We start from the raw sequence: 6,715 nt of genomic DNA, 5'->3' as shown, positions 1-6,715 counted from the left end.
TAAAACGAATATCTAATGAAGAATTCAGGAAAAATAATCGGTGGTACACTTGCAGCTTTAGCAGGAATAGCAACATTTCTTTTCTGTACAGAAAGAGGCAGGAAAATGAAAAAATCCATTAAAGATAAAACACGAAAAATAGCAAAAACTGCAGAAGAAAAATTTCAGGAAAAAAGAGGAATTTTCAAAGAAAATATTTCAGAAAAAGCATTTTCTTTTGCTGTTGAACATAGACAGGCAATTGCCAATATTACAAGTATCATACTTCCATTTCTACTGAAGAATATGATTAAAAGAAAACTATAAAACAGATATTAAAATGGAAAATTTGAAACATATCCCCTGAATTTTATAATTAACAAAAATCAATATATACGTAAATTTGTTTACATTTTGGAAGTGATGAATTTATATTATTTAGTGGGAATACTATTTCTTGCTTGGTTTTTAGGGTACATTATTTTTAGTATAGGATCCACTATACATTTGATTTTTTTACTGGGAGTAGTTATATTGATACTTACACTATACCGGGAATATAAAAAAAGTTAAAAAACACAAATCAGATTATACAAAAAACTGCTTTCTTGTGGAAAGCAGTTTTTTATTTTTTTATGAATGATAAACCAATTTATAATATTCATCGGCCATTCTATCGCTATTAAAGTCTACTTTCACATCATCCATTGCCAACTTCATAATATTTCTCCATTCATCCGGTTTTTCATAATAAGTCGGAAGAATTTCATTTTCCAAAAGTTCATAGAGCTTATTCAGATCATAATTATCCTGTTCATAAATACTCATTTTTTCATAATCGCATTTTGGAACTACGAAAGAATTTTTTCCATGTTTTGCAAATTCCGGAATCCAACCATCATCGGTAGAAAAATTGACAGATCCATTCATAGCTGCCGTCATTCCAGAAGTTCCGGAAGCCTCTCTTGGTACTCTCGGATTATTTAGCCAAAGATCAGAACCTTGTTTTAACAATTTACTTAATGACAATTCATAACCTGTAAGAACAGCCATATTTTTTCTTGTTTTACTTTCTTCCACCAAAGAATTGAAAATTGAAATTGCAGAATAATCCATTGGATATGGTTTTCCTGCCCAAATAATCTGAACCGGATATTTTGGGTTGTTCAACAATCTGTCAAATCTATCTTTATCCTGAAGCAAAAGATCAGCTCTTTTATATCCAGCAAAACGTCTTGCCCAAACTATCGTAAACACATTGGCATCAAACAATTTTCCACATTGATCTGCAACTGTCTTGAATAGTCTTTTCTTTACATGCTTTTTACGGTGATCGAAAGCCGCATCATCATTACTTTCTTTAAAATTGTAAAGAGGATGATCTGCCCAATACTTATATTCCTGAGCATTTGTAATGGATTTTATTTCGCAAATTCCCGGATATCTGCTCCACATTTCATTAGAAACCACACCATGAAGTTTGGATACTCCATTTGCAATTTTTGACATCTTCAAAGCACAAAGCGAATGATTGAAACGATCATCCTGAACACCTTCAATCGTCTTCACTTCATCAATAGAAAGTCCGCAGAAATAAGACATATCATAACAAAGTCTGATGTTATGCTTCTCATTTCCGGCTTCTTCCGGTGTATGTGTTGTGAAAACTAATTTCTCTTTTACTTTTTCCAGTTTTCCTCCAAATTTTCTCAAAAGATAGAATGCAGCAGGAAGACCATGAGCTTCATTAAGATGATAGATATCTCTTTCAAAATTCATTTCATCCAACAGTTTTGCTCCACCTTTTCCGAGTAAAATATATTGCGCCAGTTTTGTAGCTTCATTAGCATCATAAAGACGATGGCAGATCGTTTTGGAAATATGATCATTTTCCGGAACGTCTGTAGAAAGAAAAAACATAGGTGCCGTATTGAAAATTTCCGGATCCAAATACCAAACTTTTACCCAAACCGGAGCACTATGTATTTCGATCTGGAACTTAATACCTGTATCTTCCAGAAAACTGTATATTTTTTTAGTCCATGTTGGTTGCAACGTCTGATCGTGATTTCTTGCCTGATCGTAATATCCGAATTTCCATAAAATCCCGATTCCTACCAAATCTTGCTTTAAGTTATAAGCACTTCTCATGTGAGAACCTGCCAAAAATCCTAATCCTCCCGAATAGATTTTCAGAGCCTGATCAATAGCAAATTCCATTGAAAAATAAGCTGTTTTTGTAGAATATTCAGGGTTGATGCTATAAGGCATCTTAAAGTTTTTAAAATCCATTTTTTAATTTCTTTTAAATTTTGAAGTGCCAAATTTAACAATTTTTAAACTTTATTAATTTCAATTATAAAATTATTATCCACAGAGACAGATTATTTTATTTAAATATCCAAAATTTCCTTCAACAAAGATTGCTCTTTCATACAATTCTGATTTTCATTTGGTAAGTTTATTAGTATTGAAAACCTTGAAAAATATTAATTCAACATTAATTTTAAAAAAATCTTGTTTTTGTAAACTATTTTTCACTAATTTTAAATCATAATTTTTTGATAATCAAATCTTTCATATTATGAAAAAGATATTTTCTGATGAAGATTTGGTGAAGAGTCTTTCACTATATTACCTTAATCGGCATTTGAAGAAAAAGCCGATAGAAAAGTATCATCGTGAAATAGACCGTTCCTCGCTCCATGAGAGGGAAAAATACAAGAAAAAATCTGAAATACTTTTACTTAATTCTTTTCTTCATCATTTTCCCGATATACAGTTTGAAAGCCTTACCTGCGAAAGCCCCGATTTTATTGCTAAAGTAGACAACAAAACTATTGGAATAGAGCTAACAGAAGTAATCAATCATCTTGAAATTAAAAAAATAGAATGCATCTTAAATAAAATTTTCAGAGAAACCGAAATGCTTTTGGAAGAAGAAAACACTGCGAAATTTCGTGGTGTTTATTTTTTGGAATTTCATAGCATTACCATTCACGATCTTCAAACCAAAAAAAACGAACTTATCCAAAATATTCGAAAATCTATTATTCGAAACAAACCTTACGGTTTTGTAAAAAAAGTACGCAAATCTCCCCATCGCAGAAATGTTTTTATTACCCATGATTATACAATGGATTTGTTCGACGGGTTGTCTTCTGAAAAAATCATAGAACTCATTCACAAAAAAAATGAAAAATATCCTTACTATGACCACAATGTAGACGAATGTTGGCTTGTCATTGTTTCGGATATGAATTCCATTGCTTCACGCTATACTTTCATTCAAAACAAAGAAGATCTGGAAAAAATAAATTCCCCATTTCACAAAATTTTTCATCTGGAAAATCTTTGCGGAAGTATGACGAATATTAAATAGTTTTTGAATTTCAATATTTATAAAAATTCCATTTTAAAATTTGGAAAAATTCCGATATATAACTAATTTTAGAAGGATAGAATCCACAGAATAATATCTCATCCAATAATTATTTCAAGATTTTCAGTAAATGCAGTTGAACCTTAATAATTTATTTGGTAGCAAGTGATTGATAATATTCATACTAATAAAGATATTGTATAATTATGTAGGTTTTTTTTTAATTTTGATAAAAATATTAAAAAATGAAAAAAAATAATTTATCTTCTATTATTTCTAAATTCAGCTTTTTCTCTTTCACAAAATTATTCTTGTGATTATGTATATACTCCAAGTGAATTAAATGGAATTACTTCCAAAGATCCAAATATTTTTGCGATTGATTTCAATATTGAACCTCAAACAACAATCAATTTAGAAAGTGCTGAATTTGATATAATTTTTCGGAGTCACGGGGACATAACAGGTGCAATAGTCTATCTTTATGAAGACAATAATGGTCAACCTGGAACATTAATAAATTCATATCCATTACTTGTTACTTCTTCGCTCGTTTACTTTACAAATACAACTGAAAGACGCACAATAAATATCCCATTACAAACTTTAGCACCGATTTCTTCGACCATTACTGCAAAAAAAATATGGTTTGGTTTTAAATTAACTATTCCAAACTGGGGTCAGTTTATAGCCGATTATAAAAAAATGATTGTTTCAAGTGGATTAATGATCGATGGAACCCCAGTAAAATATCTTAATGCAACAACTAATTTATGGGAAAATATTGAAGGGTCTGCTGATAAAGATGCAATAATTTCAATTTTTTCAAATTGTTCTTCTTTGTCAACTAGTGAAATTAATGAGTTAAATTATGAATTTTATCCAAACCCTATAACGGATTTTTTAATACTAAAGAACGAGGATCTCGATAAAATAGAAATATTTGATTTTAGTGGTAAATTAATTATTTCAAAAAAAAATCCATCTGAAAAAATAAATTTATCAAAACTTACTACAGGAAACTATTTAATAAAATTATATTCTTCAAAAGAAAATAAAGTTTTAACCAAGAAAATAATTAAAAAATAGATTTCTTTTTATAAAATCTTTCAATTCAAAAATCTGGGTGAAAACAGGACAATTATAAAATAGATTCATTTAGATTCTCTTAAAAATTTTATGCTTCAAAATGAAAGACCTTTTCATCAAACAATTTTAGTATTACAAAACAGATTGATAAAATGAGAATTCGGAAGCAAAAAAACAAGTGCTATAATCACATATCATAATACCATAGAAATTACCATACAACTCCATTTAATATAGTAAATTGTTTGTTTAAAAATCATTTTATAAGAGAAAAATTATTTTTTCATACAGAAAATTATGTAATATTGCACATTAGATTTTTTATTAATCCTACGGAATTATTAATTATGAAAAAGAAGATATTTATTTATTTTGCGTTATTCTTATCAACACTTGCCATCGCTCAAACTTTCACTTTCGAAGGAATTGAATATAGGGTTACCAATGCTGCGACTTTTCAAGTGGAGGTGGCAGGAAATGTAGGTTTTATGGGAGCTGCCAACATACCCGCTAACGTAATATATAATTCTCAAAATTATAGTGTGACTAAAATAGGGTATCAGGCTTTTTATAATTCTACCCAATTAACTTCAGTCATCATACCAAATTCAGTAACTATAATTTCAGCATCTAGTTTTGAAGATTGTACAGGATTAACTTCCATCACTATACCAAATTCAGTAACTGTTATGGGACAAAGTGTTTTTAGAGGATGTTCTGGACTAACTTCGGTCACATTATCTAACTCTTTGACGACGATTCCGCGAATTACTTTTGGGGAATGTACAGGATTAACTTCAGTTACGATACCTAATTCAGTGATTACTATTAAAGAAAATGCTTTTCAAGGTTGCAAAGGATTAACTTCTATTACATTACCTGATTCCGTGACCGAAATTTACAGTTCGGCTTTTATAGGTTGTACTGGATTAACCTCCGTAACGTTATCAAATTCTTTGAAGACGATTGGAATTAGCGCTTTTTCAGGTTGCACTGGATTAACATCAATAACGATACCAAATTCAGTAAACGAGATTGGTAATGAAGCTTTTTACTTTTGCAGCGGATTAACGTCGGTCACTTTACCAAATTCAGTGACTTACATTGGAGTTAGTGCTTTTGCTTTTTGTGGCGAATTAACTTCAGTAATAATACCTAATTCAATCTCTACAATTTTACCCTCTACTTTTGCCCAATGTAAAAAATTAACATCGGTTACAATACCAAATTCAGTAATTACGATTGAAGAAAATGCTTTTCAAGGTTGCAAAGGATTAACTTCTATCACATTACCTGATTCCGTGACTGAAATTGGAAACAAAACTTTTAGTTTTTGTTCTGGATTAACATCTCTCAACATACCTAATTCCGTAAAGACAATTGGAGAGAGTGCTTTTGAATTTTGTACAGGAATAATTTCTCTCAACATCTCTGATTCGGTAACCACAATTGGGGATGCTGCTTTTCAATCCTGTAGCAAATTAACTTCTCTCACGTTATCTAATTCCTTGACGAAGATCGGGAATTCTGTTTTTTCTAATTGTACAGCATTAACTTTGGTCACAATACCTGATTCTGTGACTGAGATTGGAAATAAAACTTTTGAAAACTGTACCGGATTAACTTCTCTCACGTTATCTAATTCCTTGATAACGATTGGAGAATATGCTTTTAGGAACTGTAAAATATTAGCCTCACTCACAATACCTGAATCTGTAGGTTGGATTAAGTATTCTGCTTTTTCTAATTGTACTGGGCTAAGTTTGGTAACGGCTCTACCAATAAATCCGGTTCCTATTAATCAATTTACTTTTTTAAATGTTAACATTTCTAATATTCCTCTTATAGTCCCAACTAATAGTTTGTCAGCTTATCAGGCTGCACCTGTTTGGCAAAATTTCATGAATATGCTCGGTACAAAATCGATCAATATTTCAAAAGATGTAATGATTTATCCCAATCCTGCCTCCGAAAATGTATTTGTAAAATTACCTGCTACAAACAAACTTAAACAAATCAATATTTATACTGTTGAAGGACGATTGGTGAAAACTATACAAAAGGACAAAATAGATGTAAGTAATTTTGCCAATAGAACCTATTATTTAGAAATAATTACCAATAATGGAAAGACAACGAAAACTATTATAGTAAACTAAGTCATCAAAATCTTATAGATAAATAATCCGCTTTGAGAAACAAGGTAGTTTTTTATTGAAATAAAGGAAAAAGGTTCGTATTAAATTATCAAATAATCATATCACT

5 protein-coding genes are annotated in these 6,715 nt (G+C 30.2%); 4 read left to right on the top strand and 1 reads right to left on the bottom strand.

The window, feature by feature from the left end:
* Positions 1 to 15 precede the first annotated feature (15 nt).
* Entirely contained in the window at positions 16 to 306 is a 291-nt protein-coding gene (locus AC2A1C_RS09955) for a YtxH domain-containing protein (protein WP_484025559.1), read from the top strand.
* 306 nt (positions 307 to 612) lie between these two features.
* Here AC2A1C_RS09955 and glgP read toward each other — a convergent pair whose 3' ends face one another.
* On the bottom strand, positions 613 to 2,271 hold the full coding sequence (glgP, locus tag AC2A1C_RS09950; protein WP_484025558.1) for an alpha-glucan family phosphorylase: 1,659 nt from the start codon (positions 2,269 to 2,271) through the stop codon (positions 613 to 615).
* Between the two features lie 292 nt (positions 2,272 to 2,563).
* Here glgP and AC2A1C_RS09945 point away from each other — a divergent pair, with 292 nt between their 5' ends.
* The 3 genes from AC2A1C_RS09945 (at position 2,564) to AC2A1C_RS09935 (ending at position 6,609) form a co-directional block, all read left to right on the top strand.
* Positions 2,564 to 3,361 carry a hypothetical protein gene (locus AC2A1C_RS09945; protein WP_484025557.1) on the top strand — a complete coding sequence of 266 codons (798 nt, stop codon included), beginning with the start codon at positions 2,564 to 2,566 and terminating at the stop codon, positions 3,359 to 3,361.
* Positions 3,362 to 4,066: 705 nt separating this feature from the next.
* Positions 4,067 to 4,450 carry a T9SS type A sorting domain-containing protein gene (locus tag AC2A1C_RS09940; protein ID WP_484025556.1) on the top strand — a complete coding sequence of 128 codons (384 nt, stop codon included), beginning with the start codon at positions 4,067 to 4,069 and terminating at the stop codon, positions 4,448 to 4,450.
* Positions 4,451 to 4,797: 347 nt separating this feature from the next.
* Complete coding sequence (locus AC2A1C_RS09935) at positions 4,798 to 6,609, top strand: leucine-rich repeat domain-containing protein (protein WP_484025555.1); 1,812 nt, start codon at positions 4,798 to 4,800, stop codon at positions 6,607 to 6,609.
* The last annotated feature ends 106 nt before the right edge of the window (positions 6,610 to 6,715 follow it).

The organism is Chryseobacterium sp. HNCC26DJ241 (genome assembly GCF_057180505.1).
Note: the sequence above shows the minus strand (reverse complement) of the source record. Positions and strands in the feature narration are given on the sequence as shown.

Coding starts and splice junctions, on each gene's coding strand:
- AC2A1C_RS09955 (WP_484025559.1), top strand. CDS start 16: ATGAAGAATTCAGGAAAAATAATCGGTGGTACACTTGCAGCTTTAGCA.
- glgP (WP_484025558.1), bottom strand. CDS start 2,271: ATGGATTTTAAAAACTTTAAGATGCCTTATAGCATCAACCCTGAATAT.
- AC2A1C_RS09935 (WP_484025555.1), top strand. CDS start 4,798: ATGAAAAAGAAGATATTTATTTATTTTGCGTTATTCTTATCAACACTT.
- AC2A1C_RS09945 (WP_484025557.1), top strand. CDS start 2,564: ATGAAAAAGATATTTTCTGATGAAGATTTGGTGAAGAGTCTTTCACTA.
- AC2A1C_RS09940 (WP_484025556.1), top strand. CDS start 4,067: ATGATTGTTTCAAGTGGATTAATGATCGATGGAACCCCAGTAAAATAT.